Source organism: Cypionkella sp. (assembly GCF_028290025.1).
Classification (GTDB): Bacteria; Pseudomonadota; Alphaproteobacteria; order Rhodobacterales; family Rhodobacteraceae; genus Cypionkella.
In genome coordinates this window covers 27914-50117 of the sequence record NZ_JAQGKQ010000022.1, presented here as the reverse complement: position 1 = coordinate 50117, position 22204 = coordinate 27914, and the positions used below count along the sequence as shown (strand labels likewise).

19 protein-coding genes and 1 pseudogene are annotated in these 22204 nt (G+C 54.6%); 12 read left to right on the top strand and 8 right to left on the bottom strand.

Annotation, left to right across the window (positions count from 1 at the left end; all coding sequences use genetic code 11):
* From JWS10_RS03135 to JWS10_RS03125, 3 genes and pseudogenes are all read left to right on the top strand, one after another.
* Nucleotides 1-149, top strand: a pseudogene (locus JWS10_RS03135) (amino acid transporter); the annotation flags it as partial.
* A 976-nt stretch (nucleotides 150-1125) separates the two neighbouring features.
* Nucleotides 1126-1437 carry a hypothetical protein gene (locus JWS10_RS03130; RefSeq protein ID WP_299504673.1) on the top strand — a complete coding sequence of 104 codons (312 nt, stop codon included), beginning with the start codon at nucleotides 1126-1128 and terminating at the stop codon, nucleotides 1435-1437.
* An 818-nt stretch (nucleotides 1438-2255) separates the two neighbouring features.
* Nucleotides 2256-2840 carry a hypothetical protein gene (locus JWS10_RS03125; RefSeq protein ID WP_299504672.1) on the top strand — a complete coding sequence of 195 codons (585 nt, stop codon included), beginning with the start codon at nucleotides 2256-2258 and terminating at the stop codon, nucleotides 2838-2840.
* A gap of 1088 nt (nucleotides 2841-3928) precedes the next feature.
* Here JWS10_RS03125 and JWS10_RS03120 read toward each other — a convergent pair.
* Together JWS10_RS03120 and JWS10_RS03115 are read right to left on the bottom strand one after the other, a co-directional pair.
* Nucleotides 3929-4639: a recombinase family protein gene (locus tag JWS10_RS03120; RefSeq protein WP_299504671.1), complete on the bottom strand. Its 711-nt coding sequence runs from the start codon at nucleotides 4637-4639 to the stop codon at nucleotides 3929-3931.
* A 428-nt stretch (nucleotides 4640-5067) separates the two neighbouring features.
* Nucleotides 5068-6024: a PIN domain-containing protein gene (locus tag JWS10_RS03115; protein ID WP_299504669.1), complete on the bottom strand. Its 957-nt coding sequence runs from the start codon at nucleotides 6022-6024 to the stop codon at nucleotides 5068-5070.
* 191 nt (nucleotides 6025-6215) lie between these two features.
* Between JWS10_RS03115 and JWS10_RS03110 the strand changes: the two genes are divergently transcribed.
* Both JWS10_RS03110 and JWS10_RS03105 read left to right on the top strand, forming a co-directional pair.
* Complete coding sequence (locus JWS10_RS03110; RefSeq protein WP_299504666.1) at nucleotides 6216-6491, top strand: DUF4236 domain-containing protein; 276 nt, start codon at nucleotides 6216-6218, stop codon at nucleotides 6489-6491.
* Between the two features lie 94 nt (nucleotides 6492-6585).
* Entirely contained in the window at nucleotides 6586-7599 is a 1014-nt protein-coding gene (locus JWS10_RS03105; RefSeq protein ID WP_299504663.1) for a hypothetical protein, read from the top strand.
* Between the two features lie 404 nt (nucleotides 7600-8003).
* Here JWS10_RS03105 and JWS10_RS03100 read toward each other — a convergent pair whose 3' ends face one another.
* The 4 genes from JWS10_RS03100 to JWS10_RS03085 all read right to left on the bottom strand — a co-directional run bounded on the left by JWS10_RS03100 (nucleotide 8004) and on the right by JWS10_RS03085 (nucleotide 14189).
* Nucleotides 8004-10115, bottom strand: coding sequence for a hypothetical protein (locus tag JWS10_RS03100; RefSeq protein ID WP_299504660.1), 2112 nt, complete (start codon nucleotides 10113-10115; stop codon nucleotides 8004-8006).
* Between the two features lie 141 nt (nucleotides 10116-10256).
* A complete protein-coding gene (locus JWS10_RS03095; RefSeq protein WP_299504657.1) occupies nucleotides 10257-10535 on the bottom strand; it encodes a hypothetical protein in 279 nt (92 codons plus the stop codon).
* A gap of 1 nt (nucleotide 10536) precedes the next feature.
* Nucleotides 10537-10824 (bottom strand): hypothetical protein, encoded by a 288-nt coding sequence (locus JWS10_RS03090; protein ID WP_299504654.1) that lies wholly within the window; start codon nucleotides 10822-10824, stop codon nucleotides 10537-10539.
* A 1799-nt stretch (nucleotides 10825-12623) separates the two neighbouring features.
* Entirely contained in the window at nucleotides 12624-14189 is a 1566-nt protein-coding gene (locus JWS10_RS03085; protein ID WP_299504652.1) for a phage integrase SAM-like domain-containing protein, read from the bottom strand.
* Between the two features lie 160 nt (nucleotides 14190-14349).
* On the opposite strand from JWS10_RS03085, the gene JWS10_RS03080 reads away from it, so the two are divergent.
* The 5 genes from JWS10_RS03080 to galE all read left to right on the top strand — a co-directional run bounded on the left by JWS10_RS03080 (nucleotide 14350) and on the right by galE (nucleotide 19084).
* Nucleotides 14350-15240 (top strand): DUF2793 domain-containing protein, encoded by an 891-nt coding sequence (locus JWS10_RS03080; protein WP_299504649.1) that lies wholly within the window; start codon nucleotides 14350-14352, stop codon nucleotides 15238-15240.
* 9 nt (nucleotides 15241-15249) lie between these two features.
* Nucleotides 15250-15663: a hypothetical protein gene (locus tag JWS10_RS03075; protein ID WP_299478782.1), complete on the top strand. Its 414-nt coding sequence runs from the start codon at nucleotides 15250-15252 to the stop codon at nucleotides 15661-15663.
* A gap of 156 nt (nucleotides 15664-15819) precedes the next feature.
* Entirely contained in the window at nucleotides 15820-16536 is a 717-nt protein-coding gene (locus tag JWS10_RS03070; protein WP_299504645.1) for a hypothetical protein, read from the top strand.
* 164 nt (nucleotides 16537-16700) lie between these two features.
* Nucleotides 16701-18005 carry a UDP-glucose/GDP-mannose dehydrogenase family protein gene (locus JWS10_RS03065; RefSeq protein ID WP_299478776.1) on the top strand — a complete coding sequence of 435 codons (1305 nt, stop codon included), beginning with the start codon at nucleotides 16701-16703 and terminating at the stop codon, nucleotides 18003-18005.
* 92 nt (nucleotides 18006-18097) lie between these two features.
* Nucleotides 18098-19084, top strand: coding sequence for a UDP-glucose 4-epimerase GalE (gene galE, locus JWS10_RS03060; protein ID WP_299504642.1), 987 nt, complete (start codon nucleotides 18098-18100; stop codon nucleotides 19082-19084).
* Between the two features lie 80 nt (nucleotides 19085-19164).
* Here galE and JWS10_RS03055 read toward each other — a convergent pair whose 3' ends face one another.
* Nucleotides 19165-19938, bottom strand: a complete 774-nt coding sequence (locus JWS10_RS03055; RefSeq protein ID WP_299504639.1) for a nitrilase-related carbon-nitrogen hydrolase — start codon at nucleotides 19936-19938, stop codon at nucleotides 19165-19167.
* Nucleotides 19939-20068: 130 nt separating this feature from the next.
* Here JWS10_RS03055 and JWS10_RS03050 point away from each other — a divergent pair, with 130 nt between their 5' ends.
* Entirely contained in the window at nucleotides 20069-21013 is a 945-nt protein-coding gene (locus JWS10_RS03050; protein WP_299504635.1) for a glycosyltransferase family 2 protein, read from the top strand.
* 130 nt (nucleotides 21014-21143) lie between these two features.
* Nucleotides 21144-21389, top strand: a complete 246-nt coding sequence (locus tag JWS10_RS03045; RefSeq protein WP_299482004.1) for a DUF2934 domain-containing protein — start codon at nucleotides 21144-21146, stop codon at nucleotides 21387-21389.
* A 40-nt stretch (nucleotides 21390-21429) separates the two neighbouring features.
* On the opposite strand, the gene JWS10_RS03040 is transcribed toward JWS10_RS03045, so the two are convergent.
* Nucleotides 21430-22170, bottom strand: a complete 741-nt coding sequence (locus JWS10_RS03040; protein WP_299504633.1) for an RNA methyltransferase — start codon at nucleotides 22168-22170, stop codon at nucleotides 21430-21432.
* Nucleotides 22171-22204 lie beyond the last annotated feature (34 nt).

Genomic DNA, 22204 nt, shown 5'->3' with positions numbered 1-22204 from the left:
CAGGTAGTTTCAGCTTCTTTACGGCTTTGGGCTACGGCGCGCGGTTGCTGGCTCCAGTGTTTGCCAATCCGAAAGCTTGGGTGGTGTTAGAAATTGTTGTGGGCGCGACGATGTGGGCGATAGCGCTTGGACTGGCTTTTGGCGGTTAGGCTCAAGTTTGATCTGGCGCCAATCTAAGCGCCACAACACGCTCGGCCTGCGTGATTGAAATAGTTAAGGCGTTACCGTGCGCTCTGGTGCGGCGGTGTTAACGGGTTTTTCATAGCTTCTGCCTCCAAGCGTTCTGCGGAGGTTTATATGCCCGGAAGCGCATCGCAATTTTTTGATTCATAAAGATAAACAATATCAATACGTTGCGAGGCATCAAAATTAGCAATGTATGTTATCAGGGCGTCAAATGTATGCGATTTATGTGCAGGGCATGGCAGGGGACTCTGCGCGGTGTTGACAATCAAAAACCATAAATTTGACGAACTGTCGAGGTATCTTGACGGGTGGTATGAGCATGTTGTGTCAGTGAGCGGTCGAAGCTGGCAGGCTTTGACGGCACTTCTGGCTTAGAACGCTGAGTCACTTGCGAAATTTTATGCTCCCCCTAGCCTCAAACATCCAAGCAATAGCAGGTGACCCATTGTCGATAGAGCCTAAGGAAACTGAGCGCGTGCCATTCAAAATGACAGGCCCAAAAGCTGCGCTTATCCTAGGTGCTTTTACACTAGCCGCTGGGATTTACGCGCAAATAAATCAAGCGAATATCTATCATAAATCCTCTGTCTCGTGGGAGGATCAAAATGCCTACGACGCTCTTACAAGTCGCGGCTTTTCTAGCACGGATGCGGCGAATGCTGCATCTAGCATTAGGCGCTTATGCCAGACGTCGGGCGGATCGGATTGCTAGGCGCTGCCCAAATGACTTAGCTGCCCCGTGGGCGCATCAGACCACCGTAGGCGAGTGTTCAAAACATCTCCGATTTGACCTTTGAGTTACAAGGTTCCCGATCTGCGTAGCCAAGTCCGCGATGTTATCCACAACATTCCGCCATTTCCCCGGATTCTCCGACTTGATCAGCCATGCCGCAAAAGGTTAATGTTCCCTTTATGTGCTCATCGGCACGGAGTCGCTACATGACACGGATTGAAGCCTTCCCGAACGTCGCTTGGCATCTAGAGTGCCTTGCCCGCCGCCGTCGTGCCGTTGCCAGTTTGAGAGAGTTGGTTGCGCCGGGGGTAACGCCTACGCCTATTTGTGATCCTATCACTTTTGTGCACAAGGCGTTTGACCTCTATCGCGATAGCCTGCAGGACAACGATAGCCATATCTTCGAATTGGCGCGGATCGAATCCAACTTTATCGCCGCACTTTGTGCGCTTAATTTTGACGACACGACACGCCAGCTAAGGGCGGCGATGGTAGCCATTGAGGCGTTTGCGCGTTGATTTTAAGGAGAAGTACTCACACTGCCAAGATATCGCATCACGATAAAACTTGACGTATATCACCGGTTCGGTTTGTCTAATATCAGGGACAACCGAGAAAGTAGTGAGCATGGGATTTTTACAAACGATTTACTGGGGCATCGGGTTATCGTTCGCTTTTGTAGTTATATTCACCATGTTTCACATGGGTGCTGAAAAGGCGACTGCAGATAGAATTAACGTAGCATCGGATAGTCTCGCGGATAGAATGCTAGTACGATTTCCATCGTACCAGAACATGCCCTTGGTCAAGGGAGATACCCTAGTACTTATGATGGACACGCACCGCCGAACTGCACTACTTGGAACTGGTTCCGGAGTGGCGAAAGAGATTCCATTCGATAGTTTTGTGTCCGCAGAAATACTTACTGATGGTCAGTCGTTGACAGAGACAAAGCGTAGCGGGATGCTAGGGCGTGCAGTTGTAGGGGGAGCCATAGGCGGCGGAGTTGGGGCGGTTATCGGAGCGATAAGTGCGGGTTCGTTTCAGCGTGCTACGCACAATATTACAAGCATATCTGTATTTGTCACTACTTCTGATGCGCAATTCCCATATATAACGTGGAATATTTTTCAACCACACGGAGTAATGCAAGATTTGAAGCCGCATGAGGTTTGGCCCCACATGATGGACGCCACTGCACTGTACAACCAGCTCGCGCCGGTGTTCAAATTGACTCCCACTGCAGACAACGGATTAGTCTCAATCTAATCCATTAGTCTTAATCTAATCGTTAAGCGTAAATGCCTAGAATTCTGTAAATAGCAATGGATATATGTTGAAAACTAAATTTCAGTTATTGGGAATACTTCTGCTTACTTTATCGTGCACGCCAACGGTCCCTTTGCCAGTCGGAGCGGCACGAATTGCGGGCGGGGTTGTTGTATTGGATGTCTCACGCGACGACGGATTTTTTCCGTCGGAGCAAATTTGGTTTAATTCAAATCCTACAGCCAAGAATCCCACTTCGCGAGTGGGTTTGGCTTCTGGTAGTGGATTGCCTTACTATTATTACCCTGACCGTGGTGTCTATATTCCCGATGATGATGCCTTCAACAGCGTTACAATCGCATGCGAAACAAATATGATGAGTGACGCGAAAACCTGCGAACTGGCAGTCGGTTATGGCAATCTAAACGTCAGTGTTTCTCCTAGTGGAAACATCCTGCGCGCGTGTGCTTTTATGCACGATTTTCCGGGTCGGCACGGGGCGGTGCGAGTTGACAGCCACCCAATGATTTCAACAGATGAGAGCGGCTGTGTTAGTGGAAGCGGCGCTAGAGTGCTCGTGCAGCAACTTAAAGTTGGCAAAACTCTATCTGTTCAAACAGTGCAATGGCCTTACGATGTCGGGAGAGTGTAAACTGTTCTGATTGCCGGAAAGGTCGATCTTGCGCTGAGAATTTGGAATTTCACCAATAGCCCGGGTATGAAAGCCGAACTTTTCAAACGAGATGCAAGCGAAGCGCATATTCAAGATGTTGTGCGAAGAGATGGTCAGTAATGACGGCTTTAGCCTTCAGTTGGATGTAAAAGCTGACGGATTATCAATCCTAAGCCTTCAAGCCACTATCGCTCGTTAGACGACGGCTACCCAGACGCGAAACGGTCGCTGCGACAAAACCATTGCGGTCGAACCGCTGCAGCCCGCCTTATATCGAGTGGCGGGTTTGGCTTTGTTGTTTAAGTTGTAGCGGCGCGAATACGGCGTCAATCTTTCAATATTAGGCTGTGTTCTTTTTCGGTGCTTGCTGGCATGGGGAATTCAATTTTAAAAGGTTGCGAGGGTTTTGGTGCTGGAGGGTCAGGTGAATCGCCCTCCTACATTTTATGGGACAGCGGTTTGCAAATAAAAATTTATCAAACCGCGACCGGGGTGAAAAAGTTTTACTTCTATTCATTCGCCAATTATAGTTTACAATCAGAAATTTAGCTGATTTTCAGTATCGGTTTAACCGATCAAATCGAAATGGAATTTAAAATAGAAAATTTTTAATCGGCCTACGTGTATCGGCTGAGAATATTCTTGTAACCAAAGTCATTTCGTTGGTCTGTTAACTCACTACAGGTGCAGTCGCACGCTGGTGGAGTCATGATACTCGCCCCTTGGAGCCCCGTCAAGTGTTTGAAATTGCTATATGTTACTTTGAATCGGATTGCATCACCCAATCATTAACACACCAATCACGCATCGCTTACTAGCCTTCACACGCATATGCAACGCGTGCACAAGCGAATGGATATGTAGGGGCCGGATTCCTCCTGACGGAGGGCGGTATCAATCTAACACCGTGTTAGACCATCGGCCCGGTGTTCCATCGGCCTGACGTATGGGGCGGCATGATGCACGGTTGGCGGGTAGCGTCTGAGAGTGCATAGGCGGGCGTGTGGGTAAGGTGTCGGGTGGCAAGGCGATAGAGTTTACTGTGCCTCCGTAAGGAGGCCATCGTGTCAGGGCGTCACTGCCTTAGGCTCATACACTCCGGCGCGTATTAGCATCTGTATGATACTGCCCTGATTGTACGGCTTGCCACTGGCTTGCAGAGGCAAGGCGGCTGCAATGTCTCGGAGCGAGCGGCGCTTACCGGTCTTTGGGTTCCTGCGGTACAGGCGCTTGGCATCGGCGATGATGATATCATCAACAGGTTTGCGCCCTTCTACACGACGCCCTAGGGCTGCGCTGTTGCGGTCCCTTGCCCCTTTTAGCTTAGCATTCAACGTCATACGCTCAAACGCGCTGAAAGCGCCTAGAATGGTGCGTACAAGCTGCGTGGTGGGTGTGTCGACGGTGAAGTAATCCGGCGCGGTGGTTGGTATCAGATCAATGCCGCGCTCTTTCAGCAAGCGGTGTCCGAGTTCTTGCACAATGGCATCACGGGCAAAGCGATCTGGAGACTCCACAAGGATTGTGTGTGTTCCGTTGGCTAGAACAGCGTCAAGCAATGCCAGCATGCCGGGGCGGGTCTCGATTGGGTCTGTACCCGATACGGCGGCGTCATAAAACGTTTCGACGATCACGTACCCACGGGCGCGGGCAAAAGCCGCGATGGCTAGAGACTGCCGTTTGTCGGAATCCTTGGCTTCGCCAACGTTTGTTGCCGATGACGTCCGCAAATAGGCGAAGGCAGGAATCTTTGTTTTGATATTAGCAATGTAAATCATTCCTTTAGTGATAATATCGTTACTGTACTTCAGTTAAGTAACACATTTTAGGGCGAGAGTCTCGTGTTTAGGGTGCGCGTCCCGATATATTCGAGATGGCTCGGGGTGCGATATCGTAGCCGTACCACGCTCAACACACATGATGGGTGCAGTGGTCAGGGGGGCGATGTTCTTGGCCCAAGCAAATTTGTGCAATGATCATTGCATTCTGCAACTTTCACAACTTTCCATGCATATATATAAAAATGCCTTCCCGTCAGTCACTGGGAGGGCGTATAGGTCAGAAATTAGCAAGATGGCTTAGTTTCGGCCTGAGAGGATGCTGGGCTGGTGCGATCTGGTGCAACGGTTTGGTGCGTTGGAGCGGGGCAACGCGGCTAGTTACAACGTTTGTTATGCGTCGAATGGGTTTCGCTGAGAGTGAGTTGCTAGAAAGGAATCTCGTCGCCTAGATCATCCGGCGCAGGATGAAGCTGCTCGTATTTTGCTATGATTGGTATGTAAAACTCCCTCACATCAGGGTCGGCAACGATCCAAGATATCTGAGCATTGTTTTGTCTTATTTGGATCAGGTCAGTGATCTGCGCGTCGGTAAAATCCGCATCGCTCGGAAACTTCGCAATAATTGCGTGTGTTTCGGCAAAGCTACCGGAAGCTCCAAGTTCCGCAATTAGTCCATTTAGCTTAGTCTCATTTGCCAACTTGATCGCGGGAACATGTTGGAGGAAGAACGTAGATAGGTCTCTATAGAAGAACAAGTTGGACTCTTTCTTTAACCTCCACTCATTGGCTAGAAACGAGTTGACCTTAGTATTGTCTCTTGATGAGGCAAAATCTCCATCGCTTGATACTAGATGCAAGTCTTCTTTCGGTGGAACTTTAGCTAGCAAAAATTCCCAGTGCAATTCGTCCCCGATTGTCACTGCTTTCTTTCCGGGCGGATTCCCTCTTCTGAACCTGTCTAGTGCCAGACTAAATGACTCGGCATCATGCGGCGCGACGGTTACCGCATTGAACAAATCTGCGATCACGATATCGGCGTCCAGAGTGCGGGCATCAATTAGTCCATCCACCAGAGGCATCAATTCTGCATGCTTTTGGTTCGCTAATTTGAGAATGTCTTGCAGTTCCCCGAATTGGGCTATTCCCCTGACAAAGGCTGGCACCTGACATTTGAACGTATCACTTTTGAGTAGCTTAAAGGCCTCCTGAATCTTCTTCTCTCGATTTCTTTCAACCTCGTCGCAAAGCTGTCTGTTTACATAAAGGGCAATGTCGCCTGCGGCTACCATTGGCTTGAGCTGTTCCAATTGTTTTACATCAGCATTGGATAAGGCGTAGAATGATAAGAGGATATTCGCGTCGAGGAATAGATTTATTGCCATGCGGTCCTCTGATCATACTGTCGCGAAAACTAGCGGTGCGCCGTGTGCCGCGTCAAGCGCCATGATCTTGGGGGGCAAGACAAGGGTGGTGCGATCATGGTCAAACGAGGTGCTGCAGCGATCCCGACAAGAGCCAAGACAACCGCCCGATTTGCTGCGTATGCTGCTCACAGGATTTTCAGGAGGTCACGTTGGCTATTCGATTCAACAAGAGACTCAAAATCGCACCGGGCGTAAAGCTGAACATCAGCAAGTCGGGTATCAGCACGACGGTCGGAGCCAAGGGCGCTTCGGTCAACTTCGGTAAGAAAGGCGCGCATCTGAACGCTGGATTGCCGGGGACGGGATTATCGTCGAGAACCAAAATCTCGGGCGGTAGTGGTTCTGATACAGGTCAAGTCAGCCCCTTGTTTGCCTATGTTGTTCTTGGTCTCTTGGTGCTGGGTCTGATCATCTGGATTCTGTGACCAGCGGACAGGCGCGAGTGCTGAGACTGGAATTACTTGCCATTGGCGGCGGTCTGTCTCTACCGTAACTCTAATATTACTAAGGGATTTTTCAATGTCTGCCGACGACTTGCCGCTCAAAAGCAACCCGCTAGGTATTTCTGAATTGAACCTCAATAAGCAAAAACCTCAGGACTCGGAAGCACCAAGTGCGGTTTTGCCTAGCAGGTCGCGAAGCGCGCTTGAGCCATTAGCGCAGGACTCGACAGGAGCGGCACTGGAACAGGCGACTGGCTTGGGCGGGGTGGATGGGTCCCACGGCGCGGCGGAAGCCCTCGCAAAGCAATTATCTGGCTTGGGTGGGGATGGGTACCACGGCGCTGCGGAAGCCCTCGCAAAGCAGGTTTCCGGCTTTGGCGGGCTGGATGGATACCAGAGCGCGGCAGACGCCGTTAGATTGCAAATGAGCAATTTACTTCGAGTGACAGGCGATCATTCTCCGCTAAGTGGCGTTGCCCGCAACATTGTTGCTCAACAAGACTCGCTCGATGATTTCAACCGTCGCCAAGCCATCACCTCGACCTTACCGACAATTCCGCACGTGCACAGTGTGGTGAACCCGCTGCTTGAAACCAACATTAGGCTAGGGCGAATTGAAGATCAATTTGACCGGATTTCAGAAATGGCGAGTCAGTCTGCGCAGAACACTTTGAGTTTACAGGCGACTGGGGCAGGCTTTTTACAGACTTTTCAAAAAGCCGCTTCTGAGTCTGCTACGGCTGGAAAACTGACTATGGGCGTCGCCGTGATTGCATTATTAATTTCAGGCGCACAAATTTTCGCTCCTAAGTTCATGGTTGATGACGAGTCAGAGGCGCTGCGACTGGAGGTTGTTAACCTCAATGCCAAGATAGCGCAGTCGCAGAAAGAACAGGCTGTGACGTCAAAGAACCTTATTGATGCAATAAGCGAGAGTGACGAAAAAAGTACGCAGCGGTTAATTGATGCGATTTCTTTGGCGGACAGGGCCACGGCTGCGGCGGTAAAGGAAGGCATAGCGGCTGGTGTAAAGGATGGCATAGCGGCGGCGATTGCAACAAAGCCGCCAGTTTCGCAAAATGGTGAATGACATATGCAGCGCCGTCGATTGTACCGTCGATTGACCGTTGATTGCGATACCTAACCAACGGTCATTTAATAGAACAATTTCAGAGTGTTATCGTAATCCTGCTGAGTCCGTCGTTTTTGAGCGGGGCTGGCCCCTATTGAAAACGCATATGTATACTGTATCCCCTAATACATATATCAAATTTCAATAGACTGACTTATGACTCAATCAACGGACTCAACGGGATTGCGGTAACTATCTGTAATCGTTTGAAAAAAGCGCCGTCGATTGCGTGAATCAATCAACGGTCAATCAACGGACTCAACGGCGCAAACAAAGGGAATTTGTGGGGCGCTCTTCGCTAAAAAAGCGGCGGGCTGCACCACGGCATGAAAAAGGGGGCCAAAGCCCCGATTTTCACCCAATCACTTTTTGACTTGTAACACCCACGGCTTGCCACCATCGCCGCGCTTGTCCGATCTGATGGGCTGCACCTCTCTGCCATCTTCAAGCTTGAAGAACCTTCCTTGCATCGCCTTAAGGTACTTACCCAAAGACAGCGCGGAATAAATGAATTCGCTGTCATCGCCGATAACCTTGACGCGCTTGACGGGAATAGTGATCTTGAATGTCTCCGCCATATTACACAGCGCGGACGTTTGTACTGTTTCTCCAATTCCATACTCCGAAACCCAATGCTCAAAGAAGGACTCCGCGCCGTCATCTTCGTCGTCGTCTTTTGCCACGCCGTTCAACACGTCGCGATTTTGCTGCCAGCTCGTCCAGTGTGGTGAAGCTGCTTCAAGTATGCCCGCGATCACCTTCCGATAGTTTCCAAACGAGCCAACAACAGGAGCGTGCTTCGGTGCGGGCTTCTTTTTGTCGAGCCAATTCTGCACCAGCACCAGCAAGGCGTGAATGTATGCTCCCCGGTTTTCTCTGACGTGCGCCAACAGATCCTCGTGCTTGAAATCCACACGGGTTTCTGGTGACGACGTTTGCGGCACCAACTGCACCAGCGACATCCTGCGTACCAGTTCTTTGGTGAAGACCGGGTTAACCCCTACCATTGCGAAAGATGCTGTGATCGGGAAGACAACTTCCCTGGATTGGCCTAGAAGTCGATCCGCCCAAAAGGGTTCTGTGAACAGGGTGGCCATGCATTTGGAGTCGATCTTAACGCCTTTGGGAAGGTTATCCCACGCGATCACATTGCGCCTTGCGGCCAGCATCCCCAAGATTGCCTTTTGGCGTTCTTCTTCTCGCATGTTTAGCACCTGTGGCGCGCCACCGCCTTCAATGATCGTCAGAAAGACTTTCATTAGCAATCCACCGCCAGCGCCCTCAACGGTCTTAGAGGCCAGAAGGGGCATCATAGGGCCGTCGATCATCGGGCGTACGAACTGTTCAAGCAGAAAGCCTATGCAGTGCAGGAACGACGGCGGAACGGCACTGCCATTGCCGCCCAAATGCGCGTCACCATTTTCGAATGTTCCCCAGCGCTTTCGCGCTCCATCACGCCTGATAGTTTTGCCATAGAGTGAAGCCCCCTCCAGTTCTTTGCGGCTAACACCATCGAGATAGAAGTCGCCGAATAGATCGGTCAGCAATGCTACAGCGGCTTGCATTTCTTCGGATGTGATCACACTAGACGGTCTAAGCACTGACAGGTTGTCAGGCTTGGCATAGAACAGCTTTGCTTCTTCGTGAAAGCCCTTGCGAACAATCAACTCGCCATTGGCCATGTAGACAGGGGCCTTCACGATGCGCTCCAGTTCAGGCAGATACAGTTTCAACCGTGGGTCATGGAAAATCTGCTTGCCGAGTTCAAACGGCATGGCGACCCCAATAAAAGACTTTTCACCCTTAGGTTTACGGTACGGCGCAAGGATATTCAGACGGGCAGAAAACGCGTCATACCCAAGAATCTTTACTGCATCGCTATCTTCCATGGTCGCCACGGCCTTGGCGTAGTTGTAGAATACGGGGTCGCTGTAGTTTTCGTTTGCAGCTTTGATCTGGCTCAAACCATATTTAACTAGCTGACTGAAATCGTCTTCTCCGATCACGTTTGAGAACCCGCCTTTGGCATCGGCGCGCAGTTCCGATCCAAGAATGTTCTCGACAGCTTTGCGCAAGTCTTTGAACCAAACTTTTTCCTGCGCAGGCATTGCCGCTTGCATGGTTCTGACGAATTCGGCCATCGCCACGTCGGTGACCTTTCCACGGATTAACCCTGCGATGATCACCGCCAAGTCAACGGTCTTTGGCATAAGGATGTTAGGTTTAAGCACGGTCAGTGCATCGACAGCGTCATCTTCGAAGACGGCGGAAACCGCGACATTCTTCGTTCGAAGTCCTTGCAGCTTTTTTAAGCCATCGGTGTAGTACGTCAGCGGCTTGGCCTGTTTAATCCGGTCGCGATCTTCAAGCGTGAAGCGATCTTTGATCTTTTTCGCTCCTTCGGAAATCTTGCTAATATCCGCAGTTACGATCTCAGTTGCATTGTCGAATGCGTAGGGGTCTAGTTGTGTCATCTGCGTAAACTTTCTTTACTTACAGTTAAATTCGCTCTATACTCTTGGTAGTGTAAAACCGGGTGTTTTCAGCGCCCGTCGTCTTTCTTTGAGAGGTCCAGCCCTGCGGGGGTTTGGGCCTCTTTTCTTTTCGTGGTGGCCTCACACAGCCCAGCTTGCAGGCAGGCTTTTGTGTGGCTTTGGAGGCGGCACTTTGAATGCTCGCGCCTGTGCCATCAACACCACCAGTTCGGCTTGCATGACCTCTAGAGCCGCCTCCAACTCCGCGATGAACTCAGCACTGAATTCATCGGGGGTTTTGATCGCCGCTGTTTTCATTATCTTGATACGGCGCTTCAAGAATACGCATTCTTCTCGTTTGTCATCGCGGGGCGCTTTATACGGGTTCAAGCCGTCGATCCGGCGCGCTGCGGTCGCCATATCAGCGCATCTCAATTTCTGTGGCGACGGCCCTTAACTCGGCTCCGGCTGCGACCGTGTAACGATTGCTGGCGACCATCGACAATAGTCTATGGACCGACTCCAGCAGGTACAGTGTGCGTACCGCCACGCCGGGGCGGTCCTGATACTTAATGGGGCGCATTTGATCCGTATCGATCACGGAAAGCGCTACTGACAACGTGGTGGACTGAATCCGCAACGCGCGCGCAATTTGCACGAGTGATACGGCTAGCCGTGTAGGGCGCTTCAATTTCTCTGTCTCGGTCATTTTTGATATCCTCTACAAGATGACTTTTAGTTTAAAACTCGGATTTGTAAATTCGTTATAGCAATATCAAATGATCCTGTCAAATCCACGGAAGTAAACGGCTTATTGTTAAAATATCGTGGAGTTTATACTAGCTAGATGTGGAATTACATTTATCTTCAAGCGCATTCAATAAGCTTCAAGCGCAAGACGTAATTTAATTACTATCGGATATTAATGATTTATATCTGTGGTGTAGAGACTAACGACTGATAAATGCAGGAGGGTTGTCACCTACAACCTTGATCCCCCGCCGGGTTGAGAAGATTACCAATCCAGCGACCTCCACTGGGCAAACGTTTCCAATGGCAGTTCGATGACCCGCGCGCGGCCCGTTGGATCATTGGTGTAAGTTCGACGCCGCTTACGGCACGGGGATAGGCCTAGAAAGCCCAGCGCGCGGATTACTACATCTGTGGTACAATCAGCCAGTTCTGCCACTTGTTCGACTCGGATAGAGAAAAGCTCAGCTCCGCTCTGATAAATGTAATCGTCCATAGTACCTGCGAGTATGCTAGCCTCTAGAAAATCGTAGGGCTGTAGGTATACAAACACGTGTGACCGGGCCTCCGCCGCTGCTTGCTGTGGCGTTTCAATATCGTCTGGAACGCCCTGCGCCGCGCACATCGCGGCGTAAAGACGCGCCTGTTTCACGCGGTTTAATTGCAACGCGGTCACAGCCCAGCGCTCTTTTGCAGTTCTGCCGCCACGTATGATTCAGCTGCAGCGTCCAATGTCCCGGCACGAGCTTGGCTCATCCGATCACCCGGCTTTAGCCCTGAAATGTATGTTTGCCGGAGAACCTCACGGCGATTGGCATCACGGCTTTCAATGCACAAGACTGCAAGCGGCTCGTTTCTGATCTGCTCGCGTGCGAACGCATCCCACGATCCCGGCGTGGTGGGTAGTTCCGCCAGCGAGGACCCTGCCATGTAGATTATCGTTTCCGGGTGGAGTAGCATGCTCTCCAAAATCCTTTCCACGACAATAGGGGCCAATTTTGACCCTGCGACCCTTGCCAACCCAAGCTCCAGCGCGGTTTGGAGTACTTTTAAGCGCGCCATTTGGTGCGGAGGGCAGGTACTGGAGAGTGCGTGGAGCCTTGACGCGCGGAGATCGTCTAGAACTTTCTCAGATTCTTTACTCATGGTTGTAGACCTTTGTTTTCGTGGTGAGATTGGGCGATTAGCAAGAGCGCGTTGATCACGTTCTCGGTGATTTTGGCGGTCTGACGGAGGCGAGGGGCGACGTCTGACCACAAATATAGGCGCACTTGGTTTCCCCCTTTTTTGCATGCGGGGGCCAGCGCGAACGGCAACGGGTAGGGGTGGCGGACTAATGAGCGAACGGCTAAAACGCCAAGCTTTGTCGCATCGCGAATTTCGGACAGATTTACGTAAAGAGACATCCTGAAGGATTCCTTTGATTTGAATTTTGATTGATTTTTCGCGCACCGCGCGGGGGGAGAACGCAGCACCGCTGCAAATTCTTTATGAACTTAACCTAGCACGAACGACCGCTGAGTGTCAAATTTACAACACTCAACGGTCAGCGCCTGACGGCGACAAAAAGCGCAGGTCACCGTGATACCCCGGCAAATCAACGCCGCCCTAGATTGGCGATACATTAGCGCAAGGCTGAAGGCTTGACGCGTGGGGGCGGTGATGCGTTGTGTGGGGGATGACGCGCCCTCCGCGTCCTGAGAGGCCTGTAGAGGCTGTATGGAGCGCGTACGCGCGTCACCATTGAGAGGCTATGGCTTACCAGTAAACCACAGCGTCCAAGGCTCTGCGCATCTGTGCCATGCCCTCCACCGACTGAGACAAGGACTGCTTGTAGTGGCGCAGCTTGCCCGGTGTAACGTGTCCTATGATCCCTCTGATCACGGAGTCAGACACTTCAAGGCGTTGCAGCCGATCCACCAGCGTATCTTTGACAGAGTAAAGCACTAGGCGGTCTGATGTGAGTCCTCCCGCTCTGATGATTGGTGTGAAGCTGTCGGTCATGCCGCCTGCCATCGAATCCGGTGTGGCTGGACGGGGTAGGTTTAATTCGGCTTCAAACCCACCGGATTCGAGGAACGCAGAAAAGTCGGCAAGATGGCTTGAAAGCGGAATTTGGCGGGGAGTCGTCTTGGTGTAATGAATTGAAAGAACGCCGTCGGTTATATCACCGTGCTTGATCCGAAAAACTTCGGAAGGTCTCATTCCGCTATGCAAAAGTACCCGGAACGCCATCAGGTAACACTTACGACGGGCGGGGGTTAATCTGCTACTGCCATCCGGTCCCCATGTGACGTTGATCAGTTCCCAAACGCGTTTGATCTGTGAATCGTCGAAGGCTTGCCAGCGAGTCGACTCTACTGTCGCCGTGTTCTTTGGTGGACGAACTCGGGGGAATTCAAGTTGGCGGTGTTCAGGAAACTCATCCGCTGCCCATGTCCAGAGGGCTTTCAATGTGGAAAAGTAATGATGAACGGAAATGGCTTTGATAGGCAAAAATGGTTTTGGTTTGGCGACAGGATCACCGTTAACAAGGTAATCGCGGTATCGTCTTAGCGTCGGTTCGTCATATTTTTCCAACCCCAAATCACCTGCAAAATGTATCAAGCGCCTTGCGCGGTGATGGTTCTGGGCTGCGGTGTTAGTGCGGATACCTTGCGCCTTAGCGTATTGTGCCATCAGGGCCGATAGTCGCATGGTGTCAGCGGAGCCGATTACGGGTAGCTGCAACAGGCGTGTGTCCAGTGCGCTCTTGAACGCCCCGAACATGATTGCATCGGTCGGGTCGGCTGGTGGCTTGATCGGCACCAGCTTAGGCGCTGTGGCGCGGTCTAAGGGTTCAGCAGAAAGAGTAAGGCCTTCCCCGGTAACTGTAAGGCTAGCCCTGTGAGTGTTGGCGGGCCTCTGGTGTAGATAGCGATCATCACCGAAGGCCTGCGCTGCGAACAATGCTAGCCTGTCCCGCTCTTGCGCTTTGGGTAGTGTCCGGGCCTCTCTCAATAGAGTGGGCGTCTCGCGCCACCTATCGACGGGGGGTGCATCTTCAACAAGGGTTGCCGCCATCATGGTGTCGGTGAAGGCGTCCCGCTCGGCTCTGGCCTCTGGTACTTTGAATCTCTCAATTTCCCCGTTGTGCATCTCGGTGTAGTGGTGCGCGCGGTTGTACGCTTCGGCAGGATCAGAACCTAGGACGTGTTCCCACTTTTCCAGCCGCAGAAATTCTTGAAGTTCTTTTGGAACCCGGCGCTGATACTTGTAAGCGCCTGATACGGTCTTGGTGACGTGCCGGGGGAGGTCCGACTGCTTTGCCTTCTTGCTGCTCATCCTGCCCCCAAAATCTGCGAATGTATGTCAATGCATGTACGAATGTATGTTATTTTTGCGTTTCAAGCGCAAGACGTTAATGCTCAGAACGCTTTGTTTATCATATATTTAATGGGTTTTCGTAGCTTTTGCTTCAAGCAAAGGCTTCCCGGAGGTAAATATGCCCGATACAACGATAATTCTGTCGCTGCCCCTGATCCAACCCGCGCAAGCGCAAAAGCATGTGACCCATAATGAGGCGCTGCGGCTGCTCGATCTGATGGTGCAACTGTCGGTGAAGGCGCGGGCTTTGACGACCCCGCCGATCAACCCGGTGGCAGGTGATCGCTATATTGTGCCGCTGGCCGCGACGGGGGCCTGGGCCGGACAGACCGGAAAGATTGCGCTATTTGAGACCGGAGTTTGGCAGTTTTTGCTGCCATTTGCGGGATGGCAAGCCTATGTGGTCGCAGAAGCCGCGATGGCGGTTTTCAACGGCTCGGCGTGGCTTGCGATGAATGATGGGCCGCTGAACGTCGCACAACTCGGCGTCTCGGCGACGCCGGATGCCACCAATCGGCTGGCGGTGTCTTCGCCTGCGACACTGTTCAATCATGCAGGCGCGGGGCATCAGTTAAAGCTGAACAAAGCCGCCGCTGCCAATACCGCCAGCCTGACGTTTCAGACCGGGTTCTCGGGGCGCGCCGAGATGGGCACCACGGGGTCGGATGATTTCGCGATCAAGGTCAGCCCGGATGGCAGCACGTTTTACACGGCGATGACGGTGGCGCGGGCAAATGGCCAAGCGACCCTGCCGCAAGTGCTGAACTTAGGCGGGCAGGCGGCAGACCCGGTTAGCCCGGTCAACGGCATGGTTTGGCTGAACAGCACCAGCGGACAGGTCAAAGTCCGCACGGCGGGTGCGACCCAAGTGATCGGAGCAAGCGGTGGTGTCAGTGACGGCGTGAAGGGTGAAGTCATCGTCTCGGGCGGCGGCACGGTTTGGACGCTGGCTGCGCCCATCAAATACGGCGTGCAATGCGCGCTGAACCAACAAGCATTCATCAACTAGGAGAGCGGCATGCCCGGCAATACTTCCCCGATTTTCTCAAAGATCGCCCGAGTCGAATGGGCGGCTGGCATCACGGCTGCGAACACAGCCAAGGATGGCACCGGCACGGTTGATACTGTGTTCACGGCGGATGCGACCAACGGTTCGTATTTGCAAAAGCTGGGCGTGCGGCCGCGCGGCAGCAATGTGGCCTCGGTGCTGCGGGTGTTTATGAACAACGGCGCAACCAATGCCACCGCGGGCAATAACGTGCTGATCGCAGAGCTTTCCTTGCCAGCCACAACGCTATCAGAAGTGGCGGCGCTGTCGGGAAATGAGCTGCCGCTGAACATTCCGGTGCCGCCGGGTTACCGCGTACAAGTAACGTTGGGCACTGCCGTGGCAGGCGGCTATGCGGTGGCGGGCTTTGGAGGGGACTACTGATGAGTTTTCCGCATTTTTTGCCGCGAGAGGCCGGACAGACTCGCAGGTTTGACCCTGTCGGCGTCGTTGGCCAGTGGCAAAGCTACTCGGTGCCTTTGGGAACGGTGCTTTTGGAGATTTTGCTGGTCGGCGGCGCTGGCGGTGGTGGCGCTGGCTTTGTCGCAGCTGCAGCCTCGGCGCGCGGCGCGCGGCGGCGGTGGTGGCGGCGGCGGTGGTGCGATTTCGCGCATTGTGGTGCCTGCGGCGCTGCTGCCCGGCACGCTGTTTGTCTCGGCCGGTCAGGGTGGGGCGCCTGGGCAGGCCGGTGCAGGCTCGATTGTGGCGGTGCAGCCGCTGACCAATACCGCAGTCTATCTCGGACAGGCGAGCCCGGGCAACAACGGAGGCACCGGTACGGCGTCGGCGGTTGGCGCTGCGGGTGGCGCGGGAGGCATTACCTCGGGTGGCGCATATTCTGCTTTGGGCAGTTTTGTCAGCATTGCGGGGCAAGCCGGGGGAGCGGGCGGTGCGATTGCGGGTGGTATCGGCTTGGCGGTGGCTTTTGGCGGGGTGAATATCTTCACAACGGGCGGCGCGGGTGGCGCGGGCACAACCTCGGCTGATTTTGCAGGCGGTGCGTTGAACGGTGCAGGGCTTTGTCCGGTTTTGGCGGGCGGTGCGGCGGGCAGCAACAACGGCGCCGCGGGGTATGAATTGTGGCTGCCACCGACTTTCTCTGGCGGCTCTGGAGGCGGTGCCTCGAACGCTGGCGCGGGCGGCGTAGGCGGTGCAGGTGCGCGCGGATCGGGTGGCGGTGGTGGCGGTGCCGGCATTTCAGGTGGGCAGGGCGGTCGCGGCGGCGATGGCTTTGTGCTTATCACCAGCATTGCCTGAAGCGCCGCGAACAACCATTGCAATGGGGGCCGGAGGAATTCTCCGGCCTTCGTGTTACCCACTTTGCATTTTTTCGCCTGATTTTGTTCGCTTCGATTGTCCGTCGGTTTGACACAGTCGCGCAGGCTGCCTAAGACGGGTTTGGAAAAGCTTGGAGCGTTGGCATGAAGATTGCAGTGATTGGAACCGGCTACGTCGGCTTGGTTTCGGGTGTGTGTTTCTCGGATTTTGGGCATGACGTGGTTTGTGTCGATAAGGACCCTAGCAAGATTGATCGTCTGAATGCGGGTGAAGTGCCAATTTTTGAACCCGGACTGCAAGTGCTGATGGCAAAAAACGTCGCGGCCGGTCGGCTTTCGTTCACACTGGATTTCGCGCAAGCGGTCGCGGGCGCAGAGGCGGTGTTTATCGCGGTTGGCACCCCGACCCGGCGCGGCGACGGCCATGCTGACCTGACCTATGTGATGGCGGCGGCCGAAGAAATCGGTCGGGCGCTCACTGGCTATGCAGTGATCGTCACCAAATCGACGGTACCTGTCGGCACCAACCGCAAAGTTGGTGAAGCGGTGGCGGCGGCTAATCCCGATGCCAAGTTCGATGTGGCATCAAACCCGGAATTCCTGCGCGAGGGTGCGGCGATTGACGACTTCATGCGGCCTGACCGCGTGGTGGTCGGCGTTGAGTCGCAACGCGCGCGCAAGGTGATGGCCGATATCTACCGCCCGTTGTTCCTGCGCGAATTTCCGGTGGTCTACACCGGTCTCGAATCCGCCGAGATGATCAAATACGCGGCCAACGCTTTTCTCGCTGCCAAGATTACCTTCATCAACGAGATCGCTGCTTTGTGCGAGAAGGTCGGCGCGGATATCAAGGATGTCTCCAAAGGCATGGGCATGGACGGGCGCATCGGCAACAAGTTTTTGCACGCTGGCCCTGGATACGGTGGGTCGTGTTTTCCCAAAGATACCATGGCCTTGGCGCGGATGGGCCAAGACTATGCCGTGCCAATGCAGATTACTGAAACCGTGATCAAGGTGAATGATGAGATCAAGCGCCGAATGATCGACAAGCTGGTCGATCTTTGCGACGGCTCGTTGAATGGCAAGACTATTGCTGTGCTGGGTGTCACCTTCAAGCCCAACACCGATGACATGCGCGAAGCCCCAAGCCTTACCATCGTGCCAGCCCTCGTCGGCGGGGGTGCGAAAGTCCGCGTCGTTGATCCGCAAGGCAAGCGTGAGGGTGAGGCATTGCTGCCGGGCGTGAAATGGCTCGACAGCCCTTATGGCGCTGCACAAGGCGCCGATCTGGTGGTGATCTTGACCGAGTGGAATGAGTTCCGCGCGCTCGATCTCGATAAACTGGCGCAAAAGATGCAGACTCCGCGCATGGCCGATCTGCGCAATGTCTATTCGGCGGAAGAAGCGAAAGCGGCGGGCTTTGAAACCTATGTGGCTGTCGGGCGTTAAGTCCGAGCCAATAACGGGCGTCGCCCGCGCAGTGTTTGCGCTGGCTGGCATCCGCAGGCCGTTGTGCAAAACCGAAGTAAAGGGTGAACAAGATGCAAAAGCATGTGCTGGTAACGGGTGGAGCGGGCTACATCGGCGCGCATGCCTGCAAAGCTTTGGCGCGGGCGGGGTTCACTCCGGTGGCGTTTGATAACCTTTCAACCGGCTGGCGCGATGCGGTGAAGTTTGGTCCGTTTGTGCAAGGTGATCTGATGGACCGCGCCTCGATTGACGCGGCTTTCCATCAGTATCGCCCAGTTGCCGTGATGCATTTTGCCGCGTTGTCGCTGGTTGGCGAGTCGATGACTGATCCGGGGCGCTACTGGCGTACCAACGTCAATGGCTCGCTCAATCTGGTTGAGGCTGCGGTGCACGCGGGCTGCATGAACTTCGTATTCTCCTCGACCTGCGCCACTTATGGCGACCAAGATGGCGTGTTGTTAGACGAAGACACCCCGCAGCATCCGATCAACTCCTACGGCGCATCGAAGAAAGCCATTGAGGAAATCGTGAAAAATTTCGGCGCGGCTTACGGGCTGAATCATGTGATCTTCCGCTATTTCAACGTTGCAGGCGCGGATCCCGAGGCCGAAGTCGGTGAGCAACACCGCCCGGAAACCCATCTTATCCCGCTGATGCTCGACGCCATTGAGGGCCGCCGCCCGGCGCTTACGGTATTCGGCGAAGATTATCCGACGCCAGATGGCACCTGCGTGCGAGACTATGTGCATGTGATGGATCTGGTCGATGCGCATGTGAAGGGGCTGAACTGGCTGCTTGACGGTCGCGGCAACCGAGCGTTCAACCTCGGCACTGGCCATGGATTTTCGGTGCGGCAAGTTATCGACGCCAGTCGCACAGTGACCAATCGCGATGTGCCGATCCTGAAAGGCCCGCGCCGCGCTGGCGATGCCGCCGCCTTGGTGTCAGGTTCGCAACGTGCCCGCGACGAACTCGGCTGGCAACCCACCCGCTCGACCTTACCCGTGATGATCCGCGACGCCTTAGCGTGGAGCCAAAAACCCGGCTTCCTAAGCTAATCGCTAAAACTTATCTAAAATTTTTTCATCTACTCAAAAATATCCCACGGGGGTTCGGGGGTTTGAAACCCCCGGCGACCTCAAGGCAAAACTACCGCCCGGTAATCACGTGCCTGCGAAGACATCCGTGAGGGATCAACCGGCACGATATCGGCGATTAATAGTGCCGGACCCATCCCCGCCTGCGCCAACACTTCGCCGTCTGCGCCAACGATCAGCGAGCCCCCTGCATAGGTCAGATCCCCCTCCACCCCGCAATAATTGGCGTAGACGATGCTGACGCCATGATTGACCGCCATAGCAGGCACCGTCGCCCGCATCACATGGGTATAAGGCAGCATATTGGCGGTGGGCACCAGCAGCACTGTGACGCCAGCACTCGCCAAAGCCGCAATATGCGGTGCAAATTCAACGTCGTAGCAGATGAGCAGCGCCGCCTTGTGTCCGACCAGATCAAACGTTGCATAGCCGTCGCCTAGCCGATAAATCGACGCCTCACGCGGGCCGTATAATTGGATTTTTCGGTAATGCGCCAACTCTGCGCCATCTGGTCCCAGCGCCAAGGCGGCGTTATAGACCGCATCACCGTCCCGCTCGGCATAGCCAAACACCAGCCCACAACCCGCATCGCGACAAGCCTGCGCCAACTGAACTTGCCAAGCATCCCCATGCCGCAGCGCCAGTGTGGCAATCGCATCGCTGTTATAGCCCGGCGCGAAACTTTCTGGCACCACGAGCACATCAGCCCCAGCCGCCCCAGCGGCGCGCAGACCACGCTCGATTGCGGTGAATGCCACCGCCACATCCCCGGCGGGCGAGGGCGATTGCAGCAGAGCGAGACGAAGATCGGGCATTGGCTATTCCGCATAAGGTTTGCCGCATCATGGCGACACGCTGGCGCGGTGTCACCCCCCCAACCCTGCGTCTCGCATTGACTTTGCCCGCTGCACTTCCTCATCTGGCCAAAAGCCCTGAGGTGCCCGTTTGCCAGCCCGCCATACCCTGATTTCCAGCGTCAAAGATGAAGGCCCGTTCCTGCTCGAATGGGTGGCGCATCATTTGACCTTGGGCTTTGATCGCATCCTGATCGCCTCTAACGATTGCAGCGACGGCTCTGACCGCTTGCTCGCGGCGTTGGCGCAGGAGGGCTACATCACCCATGTGCCGAACAAGCTGAAACCCGGCGAAATTCCGCAGCACGCGGGCTATGAGAAAATACGCCGCCTGCACGATATTGATGCCTCCGAATGGCTGATGATGCTCGACGCTGATGAGTTTCTGAACGTGCATGTTGGCGACAACCGCGTCGCCAATCTGACCGAGCGTGCCGAGGCCGATATCGACGTGATCGCCCTCAACGGCATGTTCTTCACCAGCCAGCCTGTGCAAAACTGGCAGCCCGGGCGGATTTGCCCGTCCTTCACCCAAGCCTTGCCGACCCGTCACAAAGCCAATGCCGCGCTGAAAACTCTGACGCGCAACCCGAGCCGGTTTCGGGGTATTCACAATCATTCCATGGTGGGCTTGAAGGATAAGCTGCCGCTGAATGTGCTGTGGGGCGATGGCACCCGCACCCAAACCGATCCGGCGCTGCCGCTGTGGCGGCAGTTGCGCAATGGCGATGTCAGATCCGTTTCGCACCGCTTGGCGCAGTATAACCATTACGGCCTGAAATCGCCTGACAGCTTCGCGCTGCGCAGCACACGGGGCAGGGGAGCGGTGGCCGAAACGAACCCCGAGACCGCCCGCCATACCGCCGCCTATTTCGCCGAGCGCAACACTCCGGCAGGCGAAAACCACTCTATAGCGCGCTATGCCGCCGAAGTGCAGACCCGGATGGCCGAGATGCTGGAGCACAGGAAAATTGAGCGCCGCCAACGGGCTTGCGAAGAAACTTATGCGGCGATGCTGGCGGCTTATCGGGCGTAGATGACGCAGGAAAATGCCCGGCGGTGTTAGCGACATATTGATTGCGAATGCGCGGCCCTCGGGGAACCGAGCCGAGTGGCCAGAAGTTGAGCGGAGGAGCAACAAATTCGCAACGGACTGGAAAACCATCATGGAAGAGCCAATCGAACAAGCGATCCGCGACCGGGCCTATCAGATTTGGGAAGCTGAAGGCAGGCCGGACGGGCAAAGTGATCGCATTTGGCAGCAGGCTTGCTCGGAAATAGGCACGGAACGCGCGCAAGAGGTGCGACCTGCTGGCCCCGAGCAGATGAGTACGCCTCCCAAAGATTGGGACATTATCGACGAGCAGGCCGACGAATCATTCCCTGCCAGCGACCCGCCGGGCAATTACTAAACGGACGCGCAGTCGAATCGAGCTGCTGGTACGCACAGTGTCACTCATCGCCTTGCGACCGCAGCCGATAAGCGATCTGGCGGAGCATACCGTGAAAGGTTTGCACCTCGGCCTTGGTAAGCCCCAGACGCGACCACATGTTCCGCAAGCTGGCCTTCATGCCGGGAGTTTTGGCTTCAGGAAAGAAGAAACCTGCGGCTTCCAACCGTTCTTCAAAATGATCGCCGAGTTTTTCGACTTCGATGCCGCTGGCGAAATCGGTCCGCGCCATTTCCATCACGATACCCTCCGCAGGTTGGGTTTGCCTACGCCATTCATAGCCCATCAGCAGCACGCATTGAGCGAGGTTCAGCGAGGCGAAATCGGGGTTGACCGGCACCGTCACGATTGCATTGGCGAGCACCACATCTTCGTTTTCCAGACCTGCACGCTCTGGCCCGAACAGCACGCCGACGCGTTTGCCTGCGGCCACCAAAGCCCGCGCATGTTCCATCGCCGCCTCGGGCGTGTAGATCGGTTTCGTCAGCTCTCGCCCCCGCGCGGTGGTGGCGAAGACGAAATCACAATCGGCAATCGCATCCTGCACCGAGCCGAACAGACCCGCCTGATCCAGCACCCGCCCAGCCCCCGAAGCCAAAGCCACCGCCGCCGAATTCGGCCAGCCATCGCGAGGGGACACAATCCGCATCCGCTCCAACCCGAAGTTCAGCATCGCGCGAGCGCTCGCACCGATGTTCTCGCCCATTTGCGGGCGGACTAGAATGAATGCGGGCGGGATCATCGGGTTTCTCCGGCTAAGATGACGCCTGATACGC

Coding starts and splice junctions, on each gene's coding strand:
- JWS10_RS03130 (WP_299504673.1), top strand. CDS start 1,126: ATGACACGGATTGAAGCCTTCCCGAACGTCGCTTGGCATCTAGAGTGC.
- JWS10_RS03085 (WP_299504652.1), bottom strand. CDS start 14,189: ATGAGCAGCAAGAAGGCAAAGCAGTCGGACCTCCCCCGGCACGTCACC.
- JWS10_RS03055 (WP_299504639.1), bottom strand. CDS start 19,938: ATGCCCGATCTTCGTCTCGCTCTGCTGCAATCGCCCTCGCCCGCCGGG.
- JWS10_RS03100 (WP_299504660.1), bottom strand. CDS start 10,115: ATGACACAACTAGACCCCTACGCATTCGACAATGCAACTGAGATCGTA.
- JWS10_RS03065 (WP_299478776.1), top strand. CDS start 16,701: ATGAAGATTGCAGTGATTGGAACCGGCTACGTCGGCTTGGTTTCGGGT.
- JWS10_RS03090 (WP_299504654.1), bottom strand. CDS start 10,824: ATGACCGAGACAGAGAAATTGAAGCGCCCTACACGGCTAGCCGTATCA.
- JWS10_RS03095 (WP_299504657.1), bottom strand. CDS start 10,535: ATGGCGACCGCAGCGCGCCGGATCGACGGCTTGAACCCGTATAAAGCG.
- JWS10_RS03120 (WP_299504671.1), bottom strand. CDS start 4,639: ATGATTTACATTGCTAATATCAAAACAAAGATTCCTGCCTTCGCCTAT.
- JWS10_RS03105 (WP_299504663.1), top strand. CDS start 6,586: ATGTCTGCCGACGACTTGCCGCTCAAAAGCAACCCGCTAGGTATTTCT.
- galE (WP_299504642.1), top strand. CDS start 18,098: ATGCAAAAGCATGTGCTGGTAACGGGTGGAGCGGGCTACATCGGCGCG.
- JWS10_RS03080 (WP_299504649.1), top strand. CDS start 14,350: ATGCCCGATACAACGATAATTCTGTCGCTGCCCCTGATCCAACCCGCG.
- JWS10_RS03115 (WP_299504669.1), bottom strand. CDS start 6,024: ATGGCAATAAATCTATTCCTCGACGCGAATATCCTCTTATCATTCTAC.
- JWS10_RS03075 (WP_299478782.1), top strand. CDS start 15,250: ATGCCCGGCAATACTTCCCCGATTTTCTCAAAGATCGCCCGAGTCGAA.
- JWS10_RS03045 (WP_299482004.1), top strand. CDS start 21,144: ATGGAAGAGCCAATCGAACAAGCGATCCGCGACCGGGCCTATCAGATT.
- JWS10_RS03040 (WP_299504633.1), bottom strand. CDS start 22,170: ATGATCCCGCCCGCATTCATTCTAGTCCGCCCGCAAATGGGCGAGAAC.